A 20779-nucleotide genomic window follows, 5' to 3' on the forward strand; every position below is an offset into this window, starting at 1 on the left:
AAACTTTTAAGGAACTTTTAAAAAACATGAGTGACAACACCTACGCCGCAGCCGGCGTCAATATCGAAGAAGGCGACCGCGCGGTAAGCCTATTTGCCCCACACGCCAAGCGCGCCACCCGCCCGGAGGTCATGGGCGGCCTCGGCGGCTTTGCGGGGCTATTCAAGCTGGGCGATTACAAGGAACCGATTCTCGCGGCTGGCTCCGATGGCGTGGGTACCAAGCTCGCCGTGGCGCAGGCCATGGATAAGCACGACACCATCGGCATCGATCTGGTGGCCATGTGCGTCGATGACTTAGTCGTCTGCGGTGCCGAGCCGCTATTCCTGCAGGACTACATCGCCGTGGGCAAAGTCGTGCCGGAAAAGGTGGCCGAGGTGGTCAAGGGCATCGCAGAGGGCTGCGTGCAGGCAGGCGCTGCGCTGCTCGGCGGCGAGACCGCGGAACACCCAGGCATGATGGGGGAGAACGAATACGACGTCTCCGCCACCGCCGTCGGCGTGGTCGAGGCCGATGGCGTGTTGGGCCCAGAGAACGTGCGCGAGGGCGATGTGCTCATCGCCATGGGCTCGTCTGGGCTTCACTCCAACGGCTATTCGCTCGCGCGCCACGTCCTGCTGGAGCAGGCGGGCATGCCGCTAGATGGTTATGTGGAAGAGCTCGGCCGCCCGCTAGGCGAGGAGCTTTTGGAACCCACCCGCATCTACGCCAAGGAATGCCTAGCACTGGCGCAGGAATGCTCCGTATCCACCTTCTGCCACGTCACTGGCGGCGGGTTGGCCGGCAACCTAGAGCGCGTTATTCCAGAGGGCCTGAGCGCTGAGGTCAACCGCTCCACGTGGAATCCGGGTCAGATCTTTAAGCTCATTTCTTCCATGGGCAAGGTCGAACTGGCGGAGATGGAAAAGACCTTCAACATGGGCGTAGGCATGATTGCGGTGGTCAATCCTGAGGACCGCGACCGCGCCTTGGCCATGCTCACTGCCCGTCACATCGATGCGTGGGAGCTGGGCAGCGTCCGCGAAGCAGACGGCGAAGAACCGCGCGTTATCATGCACGGCGAACACTCCAACTTCTAGGTACAAGAGGAAGGCCTTAGGTTAAAACCTAAGGCCTTTTGTGGATTTATCCGGCGAGCGGAAGATTAGCGCTCGTCGTCGTTGTCCTCATCCCATTCGTCGACATACTCGGCGTAGGGATCATCCTCTTCGTAGTCGTGGGAGTCACCCTCCTGCTGAGCAGCGAGTTCCCGCTGAAGGGACTCGATATCCATCTCGGGTGAGTTGTACTTGAGCTGGCGTGCAACTTTGGTCTGCTTTGCCTTAGCGCGTCCGCGTCCCATGTGCATGACCCCCTTGGGCTAGTAGGGCGCTCCAGGGATTCTTGGGCGCCCCATCGGCTTGTCAATTGTGTATCTTCCTGTAAGACACAATAGCGCGTGTGACGAAAAAATTCCGCACCGGCCCCCCGATGAGTGGAAAATCTACCGCCCGCGCAGCCGGTTTACCGCCTCGCGCCCGGCCTTAGGGCCCTCATCTTCGGGGATGGAGGAGGCATCAATGGACGCCGCGGTATCGCCGATATCCAATGTGCCTGCATCCAGCGCAGAACGCTTGACCAAGCCTAAGGCGATGGGGCCGAAATCGCAGTCATCCACGATGGTGCCGATGCGACCTACCTTACGTCCATTGAATGTAATGTCATCGCCCACATTTGGCCTCTCCGGCGCGGAACCGTCCAAGTGGAGGAGCACCAAGAGGCGGGGAGAGCGGCCCAGGTTCTCCACGCGCGCCACGGTTTCTTGGCCGCGGTAGCAGCCCTTATTCAGGTGCACGTGGGCGGGGTCGGCATCGCTGCGGCTAATCCACTGCGGAACCTCGTGCGGGATGGATTTCTTATCCAAGTCGGCGGCCAGCTCCGGCTCGCGGGCGCGCACGCGCTCGGCAGTAAAGGCCATGAGCCCAGCCAAGCGCGCGCCCTCTGCCTCTAGGTCAGCCATGGATTCCACCAATTTTTCGCGCGGAATACCCAGGTCAATGCGTTTGATTCCCGGCCATAGCACCTCGCGGGAAAAAGCCACGGTGGGTGGGGTAGGAATATCGGTCTCACCCAGCAAAGTCACGATGGCGATGTCTGCTTCCTCGACCGTGACCTCAGACCAAAAGACCATCTTGGTAAAAAAGTCCTGGGCGGATTCGAACTGCGCGGCGGGCAGATCGAGGTAGAAGTCCTCGCCCTCGCGGGTGATATCCATGTGGTGCAAAATGTGGCCTTGGATATCCAGGTCGAGGGCGCCGGCGGAGAAGCCGGAGGGGGCATCGTCAAGCTTCTGCGAAAGCAGGTTATTAAGAAATCCCGGCGCATCAGCCCCGCTTACACGCAGCACGCGGCGCTGCGAGCGGTCGATGGCGATGGTCCTGGTCTCGGCCGCACGCTGTTCCCCGAGGGGATTGCCATAGTGCCAGGCCACACCTTGGGCATCGAGTACAGTCGCGTCCTGGTGCTCGGCGGCACCGGCGCGTTGAAGAAGTGGCGAAGAATAACTCACATCTACCGATGGTAGGGCATAATCGAGCGTATGAAACCTTCCCCGCGAAAAGAGCCGGTCATCTACGTCGTGGAACCTTTTGGTGGGTCGGTGCGCAAGCATTCGCCCTCCCTGCCGCTGGTCTATGCCGATGATGCCGCCGTGACCCGCGGCGATGGCATCTTTGAATCGCTGTTGGTCCGGGACGGGAAGGCGGCCAACCTTGCTCGTCACGCGCAGCGCTTCCGCGATTCGGCGCGGGCGCTCGACCTGCCGGAGCCGCCGATGAATAAGTGGGAAGAGGCGACCCGGCTGGCAATTGCGGATTATTGCGGCGCCGATACCGAGCTTGCCGATGCCAAATGCACCTGGACCTATACCCGCGGCCGGGCCTCGACCGGCGTGCCCACCGCGTGGGTGACGGTGCAGCCGCTTGGCGATGTCCCGCTGCGCCAACGCGCCACCGGCGTCACCGTCATGACGAGCCCGCGCCTGTGGCACGTGGCCGAAGAGCTACCGGCCAAGACGCTCAACTACGCCGCGACGATGGCGATGCTGCGCATGGCCAAGGACAAGGGCTACGACGATCTCATCTTGACGGATCCAGATACCGGCGAAATCTTAGAGGGCGCTACCTCCACCGTGGTGGCGGTGCGGGGAAAGAAACTGCGCACCGCCGCCGGCCGCGGCATTTTGCCCGGCACCACGCAGGCAGCGCTCTTTGATTACGCCCAGGACCGCGGTTACCGCTGCAAGGCCAAGCCGCTGACGGTGGAGTACTTAGAAAAATCCGATTCGGTGTGGTTGGTCTCTTCCGTGCGCGTGGCGGTGCGGGTGACCAAGCTGAATGAAAAAACGTTAAAAGCCCCGGATAACGAGGAAGAAATCCGAGGCCTTATCGATGCCGCGCTAGGGGCTTAGCCAGCTGCTTAGCCTGCGATGCGGGTGAGCTCGGCGGACATGTAGGGGCGCATTTCACCATCGACCATGCGCTCATCTACCCAGCCCAGGTTGTTATTGGGCATGAGGCCGTACATGCGCTTGCCGGGGCCGAGGTTCTTCGGGCCGGTCTCCGTGACCATGGTGGAGGCGGATTCGAGCTGCCAAGCGCGCTCGTTGAAGGGCTCGCCGTAGAAGATTTCCACGATGCCGGTAGAAGAGGTGTAGGTGACCTCGATTTCATCCTTGGCGGAGATGCGCCAGAAACCGGTCTCGCGGGTAGATGGGCCTTGTGGCTTGCCCTCGGTATCGATCTTCCAGGTGCGCGAGCTAAAGGTCAGGTAATTTTCGCCGTCGTGGGCAACGACTAACTGCTGGCCAAAGGTGTATTCGCTGCCATCGGTGTCGTGGGCCTGTCCCTCGCCCTGCCAGACGCCAACGAGGGGAAGGAGGCCTAGCAGGCCATCGTGCAGCGACGGGCCCTGGCGCAGATTGGCGGTATCTGCGGGAACGGGGACATCGCCAAGCTCGATGGCGGGGATATTGTGGCTGGCCGCATCCTTCCACTGCTCGGCGGCCTGGTTGACCGCGTCATTGCCATTGAGCGCGCCGGAGGTGTTTTCCGGGTGGGACGCGGCGGCGGTCTCGACGTTCGGGGTATTGGTGTTCTCGGTATTTTCGCTCATGGGCGTCCAGCCTAGTCGTGCTGGGGGTGCTTTAACTACCTAGTCGTGCTGGGGGTGCTTTAACTACTAGACTAGTCAGTTGTGCATGCGCTGATGATTTCCAATCCCAATTCGACCTCGCAATCCAACGGGCTCTTTCGCCAAATCGTACCCGCCCTGCGGGCCGTAGAAGGCATGCACCTATTGGTGAAATTCACCCATTACCCAGGGCATGCAGAAGACATCGTCCGGGGGCTGACCAGGGATGATTATGATGTCATCATTGCCGTGGGTGGCGATGGCACCGTCAATGAGATCGTCAATGGCCTGCTGGGGTCGGCCGGTGAAGATCTCCCCAGCCCGCACGAGGTCCCGGCGCTCGCCGTCATTCCCACCGGCTCCGCGAACGTCTTCGTCCGCGCCCTCGGCTTTCCCAATACGCCGGTTGAGACCACCCACGTCTTGGCCCGCATGCTAGAGCGCGATCTGCGCCGCACCATTTACCTGGGCACCTGGAACGAACGCTGGTTTGCCGTCAACGCCGGTTTTGGCATGGACGCGGACGTCCTCGCACGCGTGGACCGCGCCCGCGAACAAGGCTTTTCCGCCACCCCGCTGCGCTACCTCAACGTGGCTATTCGGGCTTGGCTGCGCGCGCGCCGCAACCCGCCGCAGATCACGGTGTACGCAGAATCCCGTTTGGGGCAGACGCTCCATAAGAAGGACTTCCCACTCTTATTTACCTCTAATACCAACCCCTGGACTTTCTTGGGCCCCTTGCCGGTGGTGACCAACCCGCGCAATTCCTTCGATGAGGGCCTAGCCCTTTTTGGGCTGGAGAAGCTCAGCGGCGTGCGTGGGGTCATTGGCCTGCTGCACCTCTTTGGAGCCGATAAGCACGGCTGGCTCAAACGCCTGGTGAAGGAAAAGACCTTGGGCTTTGATGATGCCAAGCGCGTCGAGCTCGATTGCCATACCCCGCAGCGCTTCCAGGCCGATGGCGAATCCGAGGGGACCTTCCGCCATGTCACGCTGACCTCTGTGGCCGATGCCATTGAGGTCTACGCGCCGCAAGACAGGCGGCAGGTGGCCCAGCGCTCCGTGCAGGAAGTGCTGCGGGACTTTATTCGCCTTCGTTAGGATTCGTCCTCATCTGGGGCAGGACCTACCTTATTGGCGGTATCGGCCGCCTTCTTTTCGGCCTCTTCCACGGCCCGTTGCTCCGAACCCTCGATTTCCAGCGGGGAAAGCTGGGCCATCTGGACCTTGATATTGCGGCGCTGGACCTCAAAGTAAATGGTGCCGCCCTGCAGCCTTACCATCGTGGCCTGCGCCGGCAGGGGGAGCTCGCGCGTATCGAAGTTGAGGGAAAACGCCTCCTTGAGGCGCGGATCATCGGTGCCGTAGACCTCCATGCGAAACTCCGGGCCCACTAGCCGCAGCGTGACCATGGCGGTGGATTTTTCCTTATCGCCGGGCAGAGTGCCGGTAAGCTCCGCCTCGGCAGAAACGCCGCCGGAGGGCGAAATATCATCCGGGTTGGCAATGGAGAGATCGGTAATGCCCAAAAGGCGTCCCAGCGCAACGCCGTCCAGGGAGATCCCGCGCGAATACGTGGATACTGGTGCGCCTTCAATATCGCCGTTTACTACCTGCTCAGGGGTAACGGTGATATCGCGCAGCACGGTCGAGGCATTGACCATGCCCAGCTTGGGAACCTCCACGTCGAGGGCCTTGACCTGCAAATAGGGGATTTCTTTAGAGCCTGCCGCCAACAGGTACGGGGTGCCGCCGATATACACCTGAGGGGAGTTTTCCAGCCGGGAGTTCTCCTTTACCTCCTGGGCAATCTTGTGCTCAGAATGCATGGCCACGCAGGCATCGGCCACCCATCCAGCAAAGACCACGCCCACCAGGATGAGGACGTGCACAATGCGCCGGTCGACTTTGACTACACTCACACCTTCAAATTTAGCCTACGTATCATGGACACCATGAATATCACCGAAGAAAACCTCCCCGCCTCCCCAGAGTTGGCGGGCACCCTGGAAGAACTAGCAGCGCACGCGGAAAAGGCCGATGGCATCGCCCCGCTTTCAGAGCAATTCCTCAACGGCCTGCGCGATGAGCGCTTGCACCACAAGCACTTGGTGGCCTGGTTGGACGGCGCCCCTATTGGCGTATCGAGCCGCGAGGATTCCACCGCGGAGCTTTTTATCGCCCCAGACTATCGCGGTAAAGGCTATGGCACCGCGCTTTACGATGCCACTGCTAACGCCACCACTAACCTCGAGACTTGGGCACATGGCAATGGCAAGCCGGCCCAGGCCCTGGCTAACTCCCGCGACCTGAATGTCACCCGCACCCTTGTGGTCATGGGTATCGATGGCGCGGATCTGGATAGCGCGGCACAAGTGGGCGAGTTACCGCTGCAGGCCGCCAATTACAGCGAGGCAGTGGACAAGTGGGGTAAGGACACCGTGGAACAGGAGTGGCTGCGTGTTAATAACGAGGCCTTTTCTTGGCACCCAGAGCAAGGCGGCTGGGATTTAGAGCGCCTGCACCGCGGCATGGAGGCCGAGTGGTTCGATCCTCAAGATGTCTTGTTCTTCTGGGATGAGAAAGAGCAGGGGCACCCGACCCTTGCCGGATTCCACTGGACAAAGTGGCACGACGAGGAAGATCCCGGTTTTGGTGAGGTCTACGTGGTGGGCCTTGCAGAGGCGTACCGTGGCCAAAAATTAGGCGGACCATTGCTGCAGATTGGCCTGCGCCGCATGGTAGAAAAGGGGGCTCAGCGGGTCATTTTGTACGTGGAAGCGGACAATGAACCGGCGCTCAAGGCCTACAAGCGTCTAGGCTTTTCCGTTGATGAAGAGCATGTCGTCTGGGGTTAGTGTGATTAAGGTCATGTCACCTTTCTAGCTTGTTCATTAATTGTTTACCTCACGGCACCCTGCTGGTTAATTCCTCCGGTTAGCTTTACTGATTGTGAGAAAGCCGCACCTGCGCACCTGCACCCCGCTCCCGAAAAGCGGACGTGGGATGTAGGTTCCCCTTTTATGGGGATGCGGTTTCCTCGGACAATCAATCTCTGATCTGCACCGGAAAGGGTTTTCCCGTGATTCGCAACTTCAAGCGCTCTGCCGCTATCTTCGGCCTCGTGGCCGCTACCTCTACCGCTCTCGTAGCTTGTTCTGAGGACACCTCCTCTGACTCCTCGGGTTCCTCCGACGGCAGCGGCGTCGCTGGCGAGCTTGTTGGTGAGGGCGCGTCCTCCCAGCAGAACGCAATGTCCTACTTCGGCACCGCCTTCGCAGGGGACAACCCAGACGCAAACCTGTCCTACACCGCTTCCGGTTCCGGTAAGGGTGTTGAGGCTTTCATCAACGGCCAGGCAGATTTCGCTGGTTCTGACTCCCCGTTGAAGGAAGACGACGGCCAAATTGAGGCCGCCAAGGAGCGTTGCGATGGCAACGACGCATGGCACCTGCCTTCCACCATCGGCCCGGTTGCCATTGCTTATAACCTGGGTGATCAGGAGATCAACCTCTCCACCGATACCCTTGCCAAGATCTTCAAGGGCGAGATCAAGAAGTGGAACGACGAGGCCATCGCCGCTGATAACGAAGGCGCAGACCTGCCGGACACCGACATCCACGTCATCTTCCGCTCTGACGAGTCCGGTACCTCCGATAACTTCCAGAAGTTCCTCAACGCCTCCACTGGTAACTGGGACGGCGAAGGCAAGCAGTTCCCTGACGCTGTAGGTGAGGGCGCAAACGGCTCCGCCGGTGTTGCTGACCAGGTAGCAAACATCGAGGGTGCTATCACCTACGTTGAGGCCGGCTTCGCCGACCAGAAGGAAGCTGACGGTGTCAAGAAGGCCAATATCGACTTTGGCAACGGCCCGGTTGAGCTGAATGACGATACCGTCAACAAGGCACTGGAGAACCTGGAGTTCAAGGACACCGCTTCTGAGAACGACATGGTCGTTGACTCCAAGGCTCTCTTCGCTTCCGATGCTGAGGGTGCATACCCGCTCATCTTGACCACCTACAACATCGTCTGCTCCGCTGGCTACGATGATGAGACCGCTGAACTGGTCAAGGGATTCTTCACCAACGTCTTGGACCACCAGGATGACCAGTTGGCAGAGCAGGGCTTCATCCCGGTTAAGGGTGACCACCTTGACCGCCTGAAGAGCGCTGTTGACGCACTGCAGTAACGCGTAAACCCCGCTTTACCTCGAGAAATAACATTCCGCCCGCCCCCACTGCCGCCCTCGAGACGCGCTTTGGGGGCGCAGGCATGTACATCGTATGTCCCTTTGTTCCACTTCAAATAAGGATTAGTACGTCTCATGGCAGACAATAATCTCACCCAGGCATCGACCTCGGAGGCCCTTCCTGTCTCTGGCGCCGAACAGCCTCATACCCGTGGCGATAACGAGAATGACTTGGCTACCTCCAGCTCCGGTAGCTCCGTCAAGCGCCCCGGTGACCGCATTTTCGAATTCCTCTCCACGGCCTCTGCCACGCTGATTACCGTGATGATCGCGGCGATTGCCGCCTTCCTTATCTGGCGTGCCGTTCCTGCGCTCAGCGTGAACGAGAATGGACTATTGGGCTTTTTCACCCACGGTGAACGCTGGGAGACCACCGATACTTCCGCGATGAAGTTCGGTATCCCGACCATGTTCGGCACTACCGTCCTCATCTCGGTCTTCGCCCTGCTTCTGGCCATGCCAGTCGCACTTGCGATTGCCATCTTCTTGTCCAACTACGCCCCAGCCCGCTTAGTTAAGCCGCTGGGTTTCTTGGTGGACATGCTGGCCGCAGTGCCGTCCATCGTCTACGGCCTATGGGGTTGGCAGGTCCTCGGACCGGCCCTGTCCGGCTTCTACACATGGTTGGAATCCTGGGCCGGCGGGTTCTTCCTGTTTACCCAATACGATAATTCGCCCGCCTTTGCTACCGGCCGCAACCTCTTTACCGGTGGCATCGTGCTAGCCGTGATGATTCTGCCGATCATCGCCGCTACCGCCCGCGAGGTATTCGTGCAAACCCCTCCGGGCCAGATCGAGTCCGCCTTGGCGCTGGGCGCTACGCGCTGGGAAGTCATCCGCATGACCGTCCTACCATTCGGCATGTCCGGCTACGTCGCCGGCTCCATGCTGGGCTTGGGCCGCGCTCTGGGTGAGACCATGGCGCTGTACATGGTGGTCTCGCCGCTGGTGGACTTCCGCTTCTCGCTTTTCGATGGCGGTACCACCTTCGCTACCGCCATCGCCCTCGCCGCGGCCGAGTTCGGTAACGAGACGCGCGCCGGTGCCTATATCGCCGCCGGTTTGATGCTGTTCTTGCTGACGTTTGTGGTCAACGCCATTGCCCGCGCCATCGTGAAGAGCAAGTAAGGAAGGACAACAATGACTACTACGACAAATAACAAGCCCGCCTCCGCTGGCGGGGCAACCTTCCTGGAAATCTCCGGTTCCCGCAAAGCGGCCAATAGCATTGCCACCGTCGTTGTATGGGGCGCTATGGCCTTGGCGATGGTCCCTTTGATCTGGGTACTGTGGGAGCTCATCTCTCGCGGTAGCGGCGTGATTTTCTCCGCTGACTGGTGGACGCTGTCCCAGCGCGGCGTGATGAATAGTGCCGAAGGCGGCGGTGCCGCACACGCCATCGTCGGTACCTTCGTGCAAACCGCCCTGGCTTCCATCCTGTCCATTCCGATCGGTATCTTTACCGCCATCTACTTGGTGGAATACTCCAAGGGTGGTTGGCTCGGCCGTACCACCACCTTCATGGTGGACATCTTGTCCGGCGTGCCCTCCATCGTGGCAGCGTTGTTCATCTTCGCCATGTGGATCACGCTCTTCGGCTTTGGCCGCTCCGGCTTGGCCGTCGCCCTGTCCTTGGTCTTGCTGATGATCCCCATCGTGGTGCGCAATACCGAAGAGATGCTGCGCGTGGTCCCCATGGACCTCCGCGAGGCTTCCTATGCCCTCGGCGTGCCCAAGTGGAAGACCATCGCACGCATCGTGCTGCCGACAGCCCTATCCGGCATCGTGACCGGCATCATGCTGGCCATTGCCCGCGTGATGGGTGAATCCTCCCCAGTTCTGGTCTTGGTTGGTTCCTCCTCGGTCATCAACTGGGACGCGTTTAAGGGCTCGCAATCTTCGCTGCCGCTGATGATGCTTGATATGTACAAGGCCGGCGCGCAGCCCGCCGTGCTGGATAAGCTGTGGGGCGCAGCGCTGACGCTGGTTATCCTCATCGCCATCCTCAATATTGCGGCGCGAGTAATTTCCGCGAAGTTCTCGGTCAAGAAATAGCCGCACACGATTCCGCCACTTATACACCCCCTCTAGAGGAGAAACCTCCACAATGTCTAAGCTCGAGCTCAATGACGTCGATATTTTCTACGGTGATTTCCACGCCGTACAGAACGTAAATATGCAGATCCCGGCACAAGCCGTGACCGCCTTCATCGGCCCGTCCGGCTGCGGTAAATCCACCGTGCTGCGCACCCTAAACCGCATGCACGAGGTCATCCCTGGCGCATCCGTCAAGGGCGAGATCCTGCTCGATGGCACCAATATCTACGGTCCCAAGGTCGACCCAGTTTCCGTGCGCAATACCATCGGCATGGTCTTCCAGAAGGCCAACCCATTTCCCACCATGTCCATCGAGGACAACGTCGTTGCCGGCCTGAAGCTGTCTGGTGAGAAGAATAAAAAGAAGCTCAAAGAAGTAGCCGAACAGTCCCTGCGCGGCGCCAACCTCTGGGACGAGGTCAAGGACCGCCTGGATAAGCCGGGCGGCGGCCTCTCGGGTGGTCAGCAGCAGCGCCTGTGCATCGCCCGCGCGATTGCCGTGGAACCAGAAGTCCTGCTGATGGACGAGCCCTGCTCCGCACTGGACCCGATTTCCACCCTGGCCGTGGAGGACCTTATCCACGAGCTGAAGGAAAACTTCACCATCGTCATCGTGACCCACAACATGCAGCAGGCTGCCCGCGTGTCAGATAAGACCGGCTTCTTCTCCCTAGAAGCCACCGGCAAGCCGGGCCACCTGGTGGAGTTCGATGAAACCACCCGCATCTTTGAGAACCCTTCCCAGAAGGAGACCGAAGACTACATCTCTGGCCGCTTCGGTTAAAAGTAGACTCTGATTGTCCGAAAAGGGCGGTACCTCCAGCGCAGGGAGGTACCGCCCTTGTGGCAGTTTTATTAGCGGCGGAATTGGCGCTCTAATTCGCTCATGCGGGCCTCGAACTCGGCATCCTTTTGGTCCTCTTGGAGCTTCTTTTCAAACTCTTCCGGCAATAGGCCGGTAGCAAAGTAAATGATACGTCCAGCCACGGAGACGCAGTGATCCGCGTAGCGCTCGTAGTAGCGGGTAATCTGCGCCGTCTCTACGGCCTCGCGCACCGTTCCGTTCCATTCGCGCTGGGTGAGAATGCGCAGCAGATGATGGTTAATATCGTCCACCGCATCATCATCAGAACGCAGATTAACGGATAGCTCGGCATCTGGGGTGACTAAAATATCGTGTACCACCGAACCCATTTCCTGGGTTAAGCGGAACATCTCCTCCATGAACCCGAGGTATTCAGCGGGTACAACGGCCTCAGGGTGGCGGCGGCGCGCGGCATCGGCAATGTGCTGGGCCAGCTGACCCATGCGGAAGAGGTCTTCGACAATATAGATGGAAGACACCACCTGGCGCAGATCCTGAGCCATGGGGTTTTCCAACGCCAAAAGCTTTACCGCGCGTTCAGAGCAGCGTGAGCGGATCTCATCGAGTTCCTCGGTAAGGCTGAGCGCTTCCTCCGCGGGTTCCAGTGCGCGATCGAGCAGCGCCTGGGAGGCCTTATCCATGATGGTGCGGACGGTATCGCACATGACGATGAGGTCGTGCGAGAAGTTGTCCAGATGTTCACGGTAGGCAGTACGCATGCAGAAAATGATAGCTCACAAACCGGGTAAATGCTTGCTGAGTCACATCTGTGCGATTTTAGCCGCCGGAGTTATAAATATCGGCGCCGACCGGAACGAATTCATCCTCGGGGTCATCGAGCCAGCCATCGGGAAGCGCGACCTTAGAAGGCGAGCCCTGGCGCCCGCGCGCACCATCGGCATCGGCAGCCAAAGCATCAGAATCTGCCCAGGGTGCCAGCAATTCGCGCAGGCTCTCTAAGGAATCCACCTTGGCCAAGCCGGCGCGCACTTGCCCGCCGACGGGGAAGCCACGCAGGTACCAGCCAATGTGCTTGCGGATGTCCCTGGATGCGTGATCTTCACCCTCGTGCTGCGCGAGTAGCTCTGCGTGACGCAAGATTACCTGGGTGACCTTGCCCAAGGTGGGCTCGGCGGGGATGGACTCGCCGCGCAAGGCAGCACCCAGCTCCGCGAATAGCCACGGCCGGCCCAGGCAGCCGCGGCCCACCTGCACGCCATCGCAGCCGGTGGCCTCCATCATGCGGCGGGCATCATCGGCGCGGAAAATATCGCCATTGCCCAGCACCGGAACACCGGTATCCGCGAGGTGTTCCTTGAGCCGAGCGATCTCATCCCACCGGGCATCGCCGGAATAGCGCTGCGCGGCCGTGCGACCGTGCAGGGTCACGGCGGCGGCGCCGGAATCTACGGCGATGCGCCCGGCATCGAGATGCGTATGGTGCTCGTCATCAATGCCCACGCGCATCTTCACCGTAACGGGGATATTCGTGCCCTCGGTGGCCTTGACCGCGGCGGAGACGATATTGCCAAAGAGACGGCGCTTATAAGGCAGGGCAGAGCCGCCGCCACGCCTAGTTACCTTGGGAACGGGGCAGCCAAAGTTCATGTCGATGTGATCAGCCAAGTTCTCATCCACGATGATCTTGGCTGCTTTATAGGTGTATTCCGGGTCCACCGTATAAATCTGCAGGGAACGCGGATCTTCATCCGGGGCAAAGGTGGTCATGTGCATGGTTTTCTCGTTGCGCTCCACTAGGGCGCGCGCGGTGACCATCTCGCAGACATACAAGCCCGACACCGTTCCGGTGCGGGCCAGCTCCTGTTCCCGGCACAACGTGCGGAAGGCGACGTTGGTTACCCCCGCCATGGGAGCGAGGATGACGGGGGAGGAGAGGTCATAGTTTCCAATGCGCAAATTCACGCCCTAATTGTGCTCGTTAACCGCGGAATTTAGCAACTGAAACGAAGGTGGCGGCCACCGAGGAATCCCATTATTGGGGTGAAAGTCACAAAATGATGGTGGCGAAAACGTTAATTTTCGCTACTGTGGTCTGTGTAACTAAATTGGGTTGGCCGTAACACCGGTCTACTCGTATATGAAGGAGGATGACAGTTGTCCGATAGAATCGCATACGCCCCGTTTGAGAAGCTCGTAGTTTCTGCAGAGGGGGCTGCGAAGTACGTCAACAATGGTGACCGCGTAGGAATCTCCGGCTTCACCGGTGCAGGTTACCCCAAGGGTTTGCCTACCGCCATTGCAGATAAGGCGAAGGCGCTGCACGAAAAGGGCGAAGAGTTCAAGATTGACCTCTTCTCCGGTGCTTCTACCGCCCCGGACTGCGACGGTGTTTTGGCAGAGGCAGAGGCCATTAACTTCCGCTCCCCATACAACTCTGACCCGCTGCTGCGTAAGCAGTTCAACGACGGCACCGCGCTCTACCAGGACATTCACCTGTCCCACTTGGGCCAGCAGGTAGAAGAGGGCTTCTACGGTGACTTCCAGGTAGCCATCATCGAGGCCGTACGCATTACTGAGGAGGGCAATATCGTGCCGTCCTCCGCAGTGGGCAATAACCTCGAGTTCGTCGAGGCAGCAGACAAGATCATCATTGAGATCAACGAGTGGCAGTCCGAGAACCTCGAGGGCATGCACGACATCTACCGCATCGACAAGCTGCCTAACCGCCAGCCCATCCCGATTAACAAGCCGGGTGACCGCATCGGTACCACCTACATGGAGATCCCCGAGGAGAAGGTCGTTGCAGTGGTCAAGACCAACTCGGCAGACCGCAACGCTCCATTCCGCGAGCCGGACGAGACCTCTGAGAAGATCGCCGCTAACTTCATCGAGTTCTTGGAGGGCGAGGTTGCCGCAGGCCGCCTCGAGTACGACAAGTTCATCATGCAGTCCGGTGTGGGTAACGTGCCGAACGCCGTGATGGCAGGTCTTTTGGACTCCAAGTTCGAAAACATTCAGGCATACACCGAAGTTATCCAGGACGGCATGCTGGACCTTATCGATGCCGGCAAGATGACCATGGCTTCTGCAACCTCCTTCGCGCTGTCGCCGGAGTACGCAGAAAAGATGAACGCGGAAGCAGACCGCTACCGCAACCACATCATCTTGCGCCCGCAGCAGATTTCCAACCACCCTGAGGTCATCCGCCGCGTCGGCCTGATTTCTTCCAACGGCATGATCGAGGGAGATATCTACGGCAACATCAACTCCACCAACGTGTCCGGTTCCCGCATCATGAACGGCACCGGTGGCTCTGGTGACTTCACCCGTAACGCGTACATCTCCACCTTCGTGTCCCCGTCCATCGCGAAGGATGGCGCCATCTCCGCTCTGGTTCCGTTCGTGTCCCACACCGACCACACCGAGCACGACACCATGGTCATCATCACCGAATACGGTGTGGCTGACCTGCGTGGCTTGGCTCCAAAGCAGCGCGTAGAGAAGATCATCGCCGTGGCTCACCCGGACTACCGTCCGCTGTTGGAGGAGTACTACGAGCGTGCGAAGGAAAACAAGTTCCAGCACACCCCGCACGACTTGAAGTCCGCCTTCGACTTCCAGGTTAACTTCATGGAAAAGGGTGACATGCGCGGTTAATCTCCACCGCCATGGCAAAGGAGGGCCTCCCGGCTGGGAAGCCCTCCTTTTGCTTTGTTTGGATACTCTCAGGCGAGGGGTTAATTAGGAGATCTAAAAGTCAACACGCTAATATAGAGCGACGTTGGGCCTTTAGCTCAGTTGGTAGAGCTACGGACTTTTAATCCGCAGGTCGTGGGTTCGATCCCCACAGGGCCCACATCAGGAGCCGCCTTCGGGCGGCTCCTTTTCTAGTTTTTCACCAGCTTCTTAATGGCGTGCATAGCCTCCGCTAGCTTCTCCTTGGCCACCTCGCCGTCCTCGGCCGCCGCACCGGCCACACAGTGCTCTATGTGGTCCTCTAAGAGCGCGAGAGAGACATTCTCTAGTGCGGATGTCACCGCGGAGATTTGGGTGATGATATCGATGCAGTACTGGTCCTCATCGACCATGCGGTGAATCCCGCGCGCCTGGCCTTCAATGCGCTTCAGGCGCGCCAGATAACGCGCTTTGCTCTTACTATCGGCGTTGTATCCGTGGATATCCGGCTCGTGGCAGGAACAGGTTTTCTGCTGCTCAGACATGGTTAAAACTCCTTCTGGGGGAGCGATTTTGTTTCTTGGTGATGTCTCCAGTATATTTCTAGAAGTCGCCAAGAAGCGACTGGCCCCCATCGTCTAGCGGCCTAGGACACTGCCCTTTCACGGCAGCGGCACGGGTTCGAATCCCGTTGGGGGTACCAACACCATCGTGTTGGTACGAAATAATTTCTCATTTGGCCTTGTGGCGCAGTTGGTTAGCGCGCCGCCCTGTCACGGCGGAGGTCGCGGGTTCAAGTCCCGTCAAGGTCGCAGTCTGAACAGTACACGCTTCGGCGGGTACTGTTCTTTTTTGGTTTTGGGCCGCTGCTTGTTGGTGCCACCTTGGTACAGGGGTATCGGAAAGCGTGAAAACTGCTCTTGTAGTGCTGATTTGTGTTGTTTCTAGGCGGCTGTGTAAAGTAACTACCCGTGCCCAAGAGGCACACAAAATTGAAAATGGCCTTGTGGCGCAGTTGGTTAGCGCGCCGCCCTGTCACGGCGGAGGTCGCGGGTTCAAGTCCCGTCAAGGTCGCGGAAACCTTCGGGTTTCTGGCCAGATAGCTCAGTCGGTAGAGCACACGCCTGAAAAGTGTGGGGTCGCCAGTTCGATCCTGGCTCTGGCCACAACTATGGTCCCTCCTTATTATCAAGGAGGGACCATTTTTGGTTTAATGGGGGACATGGAAAAAGCAGTTTCTCATCAGACCGATTTGTCCCGTTTCGTGCTTACCGTTGACGGTGTGGAAGCAGGAATCTGCGAATATGTAGATTCCGGCGATACCCGCGAGTTCAACCACACGGTCATCGGGGATGACTTCCGCGGACAGGGCCTGTCCTCGCCGTTGATTAAGGCGGCCCTCGATGAAACTCGGGCTGCCGGCATGAAGGTCATCGCCACCTGCTCTGCCGTGGCGCACTTTATGGACAAGAACCCCGAATACCAGGACCTGCTGCGCGGTTAAGCACAGCAAAAAGCGGCCCACACAAGCCTGTGGGCCGCTTTTAGTCTATTTAGATGTAGTAGTCCGGATCCACGAGCTTGACCCGCTCATGCCTATTTGAAGGCCGATTCTTGGCGGGGATGCCCACCGCGATGTGATCGGCTGGTACGTCCTTCGTTACAACGGCATTGGCACCGATGGCGGAACCGGCACCGATGGTGATGGGGCCTAAAACCTTAGCGCCCGCGCCGATGGTGACGTTATCTTCCACCGTGGGGTGGCGCTTGGTCTGGGTGAGGACCTGACCGCCGAGCGTCACGCCGTGGTAGAGCATCACGCCATCACCAATTTCCGCGGTTTCCCCAATGACAATGCCCATCCCGTGGTCGATGAAGAAGCGGCGCCCGATGGTGGCGCCTGGGTGGATCTCGATGCCGGTAAAAAAGCGGTTAATCTGGGACAGGATGCGCGCAGGGCCCCGCAGGCCGCGCTTCCACAGCCAGTGGGAGACGCGGTGCGACCAGATGGCGTGCAGGCCGGAATAGACGATCGCATTTTCAACGTCGCCGCGGGCGGCTGGGTCATGGTCCCGGGCATTGGCTAAATCTTCGCGGATATATTTAATAATGCTCATGGGGACTATAGTACTGGTCACAAAAAGGCACCCGCCAAGCTTGACGGGTGCCTTTTATTCACGGACTAGGCTGCGGGGCTAATTATGCCTCGCGGATGTCCTCGAAAAGAACGGTGGAAACGTAGCGCTCACCAAAGTCCGGCAGGACAACGACGATGGTCTTGCCCTCGAACTCGGGGCGCTCAGCCAGCTTCAGTGCAGCCGAGAGGTTTGCACCGGCGGAAATACCAACCAGCAGGCCCTCTTCGGTAGCAAGGGCGCGAGAGAGCTTGATGGACTCCTCGAGGGAGGCGGTCAAAACCTCATCCAGCTGCTCGCGGTCGAGCACGTCCGGTACGAAGTTGGCGCCCAAGCCCTGGATCTTGTGTGGGCCTGCCTGGCCCTCAGACAGAACAGGGGAGTCAGCCGGTTCAACGGCAGCGAGGTAAACGTCTGGGTTCTTGGACTTCAGGTAGCGGCCTGCACCGGTGATGGTGCCGCCGGTGCCGACGCCTGCGACGAAGGCATCGACATTGCCCTCGGCGTCGTCCCAGATCTCCGGGCCGGTGGTGGCCTCGTGGATCTTGGGGTTGGCCTCGTTAGCGAACTGGGAAGCCAGGATGGCGTTGCCGCGCTCGGCGACGATCTCGTTGGCCTTGTCAACCGCACCCTGCATGCCGGCAGCGCCCGGGGTCAGGATGATTTCTGCACCGTATGCGCGAAGCAGGACCTTGCGCTCATTGGACATGGTCTCTGGCATGGTGAGGACAACGTCGTAACCCAAGGTCGCGCCGGCCAGTGCCAGAGCAATGCCGGTGTTACCGGAGGTAGCTTCAACGATGGTGCCGCCCGGCTTCAGGTCACCGGACTCCTCGGCGGCCTTGATGATGGCCAGACCGATGCGGTCCTTAACGGAGTTACCAGGGTTAAAGGACTCCACCTTGGCCAGCACGGTGGCACCCTTGCCCTCTGCCAAGCGGTTGATGCGGATGAGTGGGGTACCGCCGATGGTCTCTAGGACATTGTTGTAAATAGCCATTTATTAGGACTCCTTTGGGAATCGTATTCGTGGTCAAATCAGGTACAAGCGCAAGGATACACTATTTAAGTAGACAGAGTGGTATATTTATTACAGACTACCCATTCGGGCATGAAATGTGGGATTCGCGGCCGTGGAGGCAAAGGGGCGATTTCGAATTACCCCCACTTGCTGTCTATAATTCCACGTAGTTACCCGCTGCTCCCCAAGTTTTCGGGGATATCGGGTGCACCTACTTGGTTACCCCCGACGAGGAAAGAGTCTCATGGAGTCGCATCGCCTCAAAGATGATGAAGAATCCGTACGCGCGGCACTGTCGTCTCTCAAAACCGCCACCGGAATCCCAGTGACGATGTACGCAACATTATTGGCGGATAATCGCCTGCAAATTACCCAGTGGGTGGGTCTGCGTACACCGGCGCTGCAGAATCTGCTTATCGATGCCGGCGTGGGCGTCGGCGGGCGCGTCATCACCACCCGCCGCGCGGTGGGCGTATCGGACTACACGCGTGCCACCACCATTTCCCACGAGAACGACAGCGTGATCCAAGACGAAGGCCTGCACTCGATCGTTGCGGTACCGGTTACCGTGCAGCGTGAAATCCGAGGAGTGCTCTATGTTGGCGTGCACTCCCCAGTGCGCCTGGGGGATAAGGTCATCGAGGAGGTCACGATGACGGCGCGGACCCTGGAGCAAGACCTCGCGGTCAACTCCGCGATGCGCCGCGCCGATGGCGGAAAGGGGGGTGCCTCCCGCGGCCATGCCATGAACGGTGCGGAATGGGAACAGGTTCGTTCCACCCACTCCAAGCTGCGCATGCTGGCCAACCGCGTCGAGGACGAGGAATTGCGCAAGGAACTCGAGGCACTTTGTGATCAGATGGTCTCTCCTGTGCGCGTGAAGCAATCGACCAAGCTTTCAGCCCGCGAACTCGACGTCCTCTCCTGCGTGGCGCTCGGCCACACCAACGTGGAAGCGGCGGAAGAAATGGGGATTGGCGCCGAAACCGTCAAGTCCTACCTACGCTCCGTAATGCGCAAGTTGGGGGCACACACTCGCTACGAAGCCGTCAATGCCGCCCGCCGGATCGGCGCGTTGCCCTGATAACCGGTAGCGTATAAAGCTGTGAAAGATCAGTTTATTGTTTCCGGTGGTGCCCGCCTTGCAGGCACCGTCAAAGTAGATGGCGCCAAGAACAGCGTCCTTAAGCTCATGGCCGCCGCATTGCTGGCGGAGGGGACGACGACGCTGACCAATTGCCCAGAGATTCTGGACGTACCTTTGATGAAGAAGGTGCTCGAAGGCTTGGGCTGCGAGGTGACAATCGATGGCAGCACCGTCCGCATTACTACCCCCGCGACGCCGCAATCGAACGCGGACTTTGATGCGGTCCGCCAATTCAGGGCATCGGTATGCGTCTTAGGCCCACTGACCTCGCGCTGCGGGCATGCAAAGGTTGCGCTGCCCGGTGGTGACGCCATTGGCTCTCGCCCGCTCGATATGCACCAGACTGGCTTGGAGAAACTCGGCGCCACCACGCGCATTGAACACGGCGCCGTGGTCGCTGAAGCTTCCGAGCTTCGCGGCTCTAATATCCGCTTGGACTTTCCTTCCGTTGGTGCGACAGAAAACATCTTGACCGCCGCCGTCTTGGCCGAGGGCACTACTGTTCTCCACAATGCCGCCCGCGAGCCCGAGATCGTGGACCTGTGCGAGATGATGAAATCCATGGGCGCCAATATCGAAGGCGAAGGCACCTCTGAGGTCACCATCCACGGCGTGGACCGGCTTAACCCAACGGAGCACGAGGTCATTGGTGACCGCATCGTGGCCGGCACCTGGGCTTATGCCGCAGCCATGACACAAGGCGATATCACCGTTGGCGGTATTGCTCCGCGTCACCTGCACCTTCCGCTGGAAAAGCTGAAGTCCGCCGGCGCAGAGATTGAAACCTATGAAAACGGCTTCCGCGTGCGCATGGATAAGCGTCCTACCGCCGTGGATTACCAGACGTTGCCTTTTCCAGGCTTTCCGACGGACCTCCAGCCCATGGCCATCGGCATTTCCTCCATCGCCGAAGGAACCACCGTGATCACGGAGAACGTCTTCGAATCCCGGTTCCGCTTCGTGGACGAAATGCTGCGCTTGGGTGCCGATGCCCAAGTGGATGGCCATCACGTGGTGGTACGGGGTAAGGAACATCTTTCCTCTACGCATGTATGGAGTTCCGATATCCGTGCCGGAGCTGGCCTAGTCCTCTCCGCACTGTGCGCCGACGAAGCGACGACCGTTCACGATGTCTTCCATATAGACCGCGGATATCCCCACTTTGTGGAGAACCTTTCGCGGCTTGGAGCCACCATCGAAAGGACGCAGGAAGAAGAAATCTTCTAATTAACCTTCCCCAGTACGCATTTTTCTCGTGTGTGCTGGGGATTTGTGCGTTTCTTGGAGTGGGGTGTAGGTTTATCCAAGTCGCCGAGAGGTAGCCGGTTGGTTATTTTTGAGTGACTTTTTGTACTGGCTTGGCTCAAGGATTTGACTTGGTCCAGGTTGTTGGGTAAGTTAGTACGAGCCGCCGATGAGAGGTTAACGTTTGGTTAATTTTCTTGTGGTGTGTGGATGT

Annotated in this window: 21 protein-coding genes and 5 tRNA genes; 17 read left to right on the forward strand and 9 right to left on the reverse strand. The window is 59.2% G+C overall.

The window, feature by feature from the left end:
• Positions 1 to 26: 26 nt before the first annotated feature.
• Positions 27 to 1079 (forward strand): phosphoribosylformylglycinamidine cyclo-ligase, encoded by a 1053-nt coding sequence (gene purM, locus QP891_RS06455; protein ID WP_284770378.1) that lies wholly within the window; start codon positions 27 to 29, stop codon positions 1077 to 1079.
• Between the two features lie 65 nt (positions 1080 to 1144).
• On the opposite strand, the gene QP891_RS06460 is transcribed toward purM, so the two are convergent.
• On the reverse strand, positions 1145 to 1342 hold the full coding sequence (locus tag QP891_RS06460; protein WP_023023830.1) for a DUF3073 domain-containing protein: 198 nt from the start codon (positions 1340 to 1342) through the stop codon (positions 1145 to 1147).
• Positions 1343 to 1483: 141 nt separating this feature from the next.
• Positions 1484 to 2548 carry a CAF17-like 4Fe-4S cluster assembly/insertion protein YgfZ gene (ygfZ, locus tag QP891_RS06465; protein ID WP_284770379.1) on the reverse strand — a complete coding sequence of 355 codons (1065 nt, stop codon included), beginning with the start codon at positions 2546 to 2548 and terminating at the stop codon, positions 1484 to 1486.
• A 30-nt stretch (positions 2549 to 2578) separates the two neighbouring features.
• Here ygfZ and QP891_RS06470 point away from each other — a divergent pair, with 30 nt between their 5' ends.
• Positions 2579 to 3448: an aminodeoxychorismate lyase gene (locus QP891_RS06470; protein ID WP_284770380.1), complete on the forward strand. Its 870-nt coding sequence runs from the start codon at positions 2579 to 2581 to the stop codon at positions 3446 to 3448.
• An 8-nt stretch (positions 3449 to 3456) separates the two neighbouring features.
• On the opposite strand, the gene QP891_RS06475 is transcribed toward QP891_RS06470, so the two are convergent.
• Positions 3457 to 4152 (reverse strand): heme-binding beta-barrel domain-containing protein, encoded by a 696-nt coding sequence (locus QP891_RS06475; RefSeq protein ID WP_023017914.1) that lies wholly within the window; start codon positions 4150 to 4152, stop codon positions 3457 to 3459.
• Positions 4153 to 4245: 93 nt separating this feature from the next.
• Here QP891_RS06475 and QP891_RS06480 point away from each other — a divergent pair, with 93 nt between their 5' ends.
• Positions 4246 to 5271, forward strand: coding sequence for a diacylglycerol/lipid kinase family protein (locus tag QP891_RS06480; RefSeq protein ID WP_410762446.1), 1026 nt, complete (start codon positions 4246 to 4248; stop codon positions 5269 to 5271).
• Here the strand turns inward: QP891_RS06480 and QP891_RS06485 are convergent.
• Positions 5268 to 6092 (reverse strand): LmeA family phospholipid-binding protein, encoded by an 825-nt coding sequence (locus QP891_RS06485; protein WP_284770382.1) that lies wholly within the window; start codon positions 6090 to 6092, stop codon positions 5268 to 5270. The two genes, QP891_RS06480 and QP891_RS06485, sit on opposite strands and share 4 nt — an antisense overlap.
• A gap of 33 nt (positions 6093 to 6125) precedes the next feature.
• Between QP891_RS06485 and mshD the strand changes: the two genes are divergently transcribed.
• The 5 genes from mshD (at position 6126) to pstB (ending at position 11300) form a co-directional block, all read left to right on the forward strand.
• The gene (mshD, locus tag QP891_RS06490) at positions 6126 to 7028 is read left to right on the forward strand and encodes a mycothiol synthase (protein ID WP_284770395.1); all 903 of its coding nucleotides are present in this window, start codon (positions 6126 to 6128) and stop codon (positions 7026 to 7028) included.
• A 224-nt stretch (positions 7029 to 7252) separates the two neighbouring features.
• Entirely contained in the window at positions 7253 to 8359 is a 1107-nt protein-coding gene (pstS, locus tag QP891_RS06495) for a phosphate ABC transporter substrate-binding protein PstS (protein ID WP_284770383.1), read from the forward strand.
• Between the two features lie 135 nt (positions 8360 to 8494).
• Positions 8495 to 9547, forward strand: a complete 1053-nt coding sequence (gene pstC / locus QP891_RS06500) for a phosphate ABC transporter permease subunit PstC (protein WP_284770384.1) — start codon at positions 8495 to 8497, stop codon at positions 9545 to 9547.
• 12 nt (positions 9548 to 9559) lie between these two features.
• The gene (gene pstA, locus QP891_RS06505) at positions 9560 to 10474 is read left to right on the forward strand and encodes a phosphate ABC transporter permease PstA (protein ID WP_284770385.1); all 915 of its coding nucleotides are present in this window, start codon (positions 9560 to 9562) and stop codon (positions 10472 to 10474) included.
• Between the two features lie 52 nt (positions 10475 to 10526).
• Positions 10527 to 11300: a phosphate ABC transporter ATP-binding protein PstB gene (pstB, locus tag QP891_RS06510; RefSeq protein ID WP_005279626.1), complete on the forward strand. Its 774-nt coding sequence runs from the start codon at positions 10527 to 10529 to the stop codon at positions 11298 to 11300.
• A 71-nt stretch (positions 11301 to 11371) separates the two neighbouring features.
• Here pstB and phoU read toward each other — a convergent pair whose 3' ends face one another.
• Together phoU and dusB are read right to left on the reverse strand one after the other, a co-directional pair.
• Entirely contained in the window at positions 11372 to 12100 is a 729-nt protein-coding gene (phoU, locus tag QP891_RS06515) for a phosphate signaling complex protein PhoU (protein WP_284770386.1), read from the reverse strand.
• A gap of 58 nt (positions 12101 to 12158) precedes the next feature.
• Complete coding sequence (gene dusB / locus QP891_RS06520; protein ID WP_284805863.1) at positions 12159 to 13304, reverse strand: tRNA dihydrouridine synthase DusB; 1146 nt, start codon at positions 13302 to 13304, stop codon at positions 12159 to 12161.
• A 192-nt stretch (positions 13305 to 13496) separates the two neighbouring features.
• Between dusB and scpC the strand changes: the two genes are divergently transcribed.
• Together scpC and QP891_RS06530 are read left to right on the forward strand one after the other, a co-directional pair.
• Entirely contained in the window at positions 13497 to 14999 is a 1503-nt protein-coding gene (gene scpC, locus QP891_RS06525) for a succinyl-CoA:acetate CoA-transferase ScpC (protein WP_284770388.1), read from the forward strand.
• A 126-nt stretch (positions 15000 to 15125) separates the two neighbouring features.
• Positions 15126 to 15198: transfer RNA gene (locus QP891_RS06530), tRNA-Lys, on the forward strand.
• Between the two features lie 31 nt (positions 15199 to 15229).
• Here the strand turns inward: QP891_RS06530 and QP891_RS06535 are convergent.
• Entirely contained in the window at positions 15230 to 15562 is a 333-nt protein-coding gene (locus QP891_RS06535; protein ID WP_023023790.1) for a metal-sensitive transcriptional regulator, read from the reverse strand.
• 82 nt (positions 15563 to 15644) lie between these two features.
• Between QP891_RS06535 and QP891_RS06540 the strand changes: the two genes are divergently transcribed.
• The 5 genes from QP891_RS06540 (at position 15645) to QP891_RS06560 (ending at position 16521) form a co-directional block, all read left to right on the forward strand.
• Positions 15645 to 15720 (forward strand) — tRNA-Glu (locus QP891_RS06540).
• A gap of 35 nt (positions 15721 to 15755) precedes the next feature.
• Positions 15756 to 15829, forward strand: a tRNA-Asp gene (locus QP891_RS06545).
• 188 nt (positions 15830 to 16017) lie between these two features.
• Positions 16018 to 16091: transfer RNA gene (locus QP891_RS06550), tRNA-Asp, on the forward strand.
• Between the two features lie 19 nt (positions 16092 to 16110).
• Positions 16111 to 16183, forward strand: a tRNA-Phe gene (locus QP891_RS06555).
• 56 nt (positions 16184 to 16239) lie between these two features.
• Entirely contained in the window at positions 16240 to 16521 is a 282-nt protein-coding gene (locus tag QP891_RS06560) for a GNAT family N-acetyltransferase (protein WP_284770389.1), read from the forward strand.
• Positions 16522 to 16570: 49 nt separating this feature from the next.
• Here QP891_RS06560 and epsC read toward each other — a convergent pair whose 3' ends face one another.
• Together epsC and cysK are read right to left on the reverse strand one after the other, a co-directional pair.
• Positions 16571 to 17134, reverse strand: a complete 564-nt coding sequence (gene epsC / locus QP891_RS06565; protein WP_284770390.1) for a serine O-acetyltransferase EpsC — start codon at positions 17132 to 17134, stop codon at positions 16571 to 16573.
• Between the two features lie 82 nt (positions 17135 to 17216).
• Positions 17217 to 18152 (reverse strand): cysteine synthase A, encoded by a 936-nt coding sequence (cysK, locus tag QP891_RS06570; RefSeq protein WP_284770391.1) that lies wholly within the window; start codon positions 18150 to 18152, stop codon positions 17217 to 17219.
• A 265-nt stretch (positions 18153 to 18417) separates the two neighbouring features.
• Between cysK and ramA the strand changes: the two genes are divergently transcribed.
• Both ramA and murA read left to right on the forward strand, forming a co-directional pair.
• Positions 18418 to 19257: an acetate metabolism transcriptional regulator RamA gene (gene ramA, locus QP891_RS06575; RefSeq protein ID WP_005279642.1), complete on the forward strand. Its 840-nt coding sequence runs from the start codon at positions 18418 to 18420 to the stop codon at positions 19255 to 19257.
• Positions 19258 to 19278: 21 nt separating this feature from the next.
• On the forward strand, positions 19279 to 20547 hold the full coding sequence (murA, locus tag QP891_RS06580; protein WP_284770392.1) for a UDP-N-acetylglucosamine 1-carboxyvinyltransferase: 1269 nt from the start codon (positions 19279 to 19281) through the stop codon (positions 20545 to 20547).
• The last annotated feature ends 232 nt before the right edge of the window (positions 20548 to 20779 follow it).

Source organism: Corynebacterium sp. MSK310 (assembly GCF_030227355.1).
GTDB classification, from domain to species: Bacteria; Actinomycetota; Actinomycetes; order Mycobacteriales; family Mycobacteriaceae; genus Corynebacterium; species Corynebacterium rhinophilum.